This window comes from Arthrobacter sp. NPDC080031, assembly GCF_040702485.1.
Lineage (GTDB): Bacteria > Actinomycetota > Actinomycetes > Actinomycetales > Micrococcaceae > Arthrobacter.
The window spans coordinates 1-1,663 of the sequence record NZ_JBFBLA010000027.1 but is presented as its reverse complement, the minus strand read 5'-3'; the positions used below and the strand labels follow the sequence as shown (position 1 = coordinate 1,663).

At 63.6% G+C, this 1,663-nt stretch carries 1 protein-coding gene; it reads right to left on the bottom strand.

Annotated features, from left to right (window positions below):
- Nucleotides 1–1,355: fibronectin type III domain-containing protein (locus AB0323_RS19360; RefSeq protein ID WP_366178763.1), on the bottom strand; the 1,355-nt coding region annotated here is incomplete at its 3' end.
- Nucleotides 1,356–1,663 lie beyond the last annotated feature (308 nt).

Here is a 1,663-nt window from a genome sequence, read left to right as displayed (position 1 = left end):
GTGAAGGTGTACGCGGTGCCGTTCGTCAGCCCGGTCACGGTGGTGCTCGTCGACGGCGGATTCCCGGACACCGTCACCGGGGCCAGCGTGGTGGTGCCCGCATGCGGAGTGACCGCGTACGACGTAATCGGGGAGCCACCGTTCGCCGGCGCCGTCCACGACACCACCGCGGACGCATCCCCGGCCGTCGCAACAACACCACTGGGAGCGGCAGGGGCCGTCGCCGCGGCCGTCGGGGTGACCGGCGCCGAGGCCGCCGACGCCGGAGACGTGCCGATCGCGTTCGTGGCCGTGACCGTGAAGGTGTACGCGGTGCCGTTCGTCAGCCCGGTCACGGTGGTGCTCGTCGACGGCGGATTCCCGGACACCGTCACCGGGGCCAGCGTGGCGGTGCCCGCATGCGGAGTGACCGCGTAGGAGGTGATGGCTGATCCGTTGTTGTTCGGCGCCCTCCACGACACGACGGCGGATGCATTGGCCGCCGTCGCGGTCACCCTAGTAGGGGCCGCAGGAGCCGTCGGGGCTGTGACGATGACTTTGCTAGTGGTGACCACGTCGGTCCACGGGCCCGCGGGCACATCCGGGTCGTCCACGAAATGCCAGCCCACATGGTCGTTGTCGCCGTCGAGCTCGGTGTAACCGAGGCAACCGTTCAGCGCCGGGGAAACGTCCATACCAGCGCCTTGGGTCGGGTCCCCCGAGTAAAGCTTGTTCGCTGGCCGCGCGTCATTGGACCCGAAGACATAGGCAGCGTCGTGGTAAAGGGTGCCGCTTGAGGGTCCGGCGTCTTCGATCTGGCCATAGCATGTTCTGCCGTTCGGGCCGGTGATGGCCACCCAGCGGTTCTTCATGTAGCTGAACGAGGAGTCGGTGCAGTGCCCTGTATATCCGGGGTCATTGGCCCACGGGATGTCGGTGCACCGATTTGCGAAGCCGATCGGATCATTCAGGTCGTCGTAGGGCAAGGTGAGGTAGAACGGATTCTGCAAGGGCCTTGGCTGCCGTGTCGGGAAATAGTCCGTCGCGGCACTCCGGGCCTCGGTGGAACAGGTGAACGTCGTATACGTTGTGCCCTGGTTGTCGACACCATCGCACCCTCCCCAAGGCGAGCCGGGGCAGCCTGCGGCCGAAGACGGGGCGACTCCCTTAATTACCCCGGTATGGCTCAGGGCCCATTGTGCATCGTAAGTGGAGCAGATCTGGGATCCGTCAGAAGCGTTCGCATTGAAAACTTCGCCGACCCAGAACGTTGTGGAGACGATGTTTGTGTGATTCGGGTAGGTTCTGGTGACGGCTTGGGCAGGATTTGCGGCAACCGCGGCGAGTACGAGTATCAGTGCAACCAGAATGGTCAAGACGTTTCTAATGGGGTTCCGCTGGCTCGCCAGATACTTCATCGCTGTAGTCCGTTCTACTCGCTACCAAGGCAGCAGGATTAAGCACCGAAGTTCACGAAACCTGACGTAGCAGGCCAACCCCGATGCACCATTATTTAGACATTCCCATCGCCGGGCCGGTTTAGACACGACAGGTAAGGCCAGACAGTTCAGACGCCGCCATTCAGTGGTTGGTGAGGGTGATGTCGTCGAGGTACATCCAGGTGTCGTCGGCGGGGCTGGAGCCGTCGAGGTGGACGTTGAACCAGAGGGTGATGGTCTGGCCT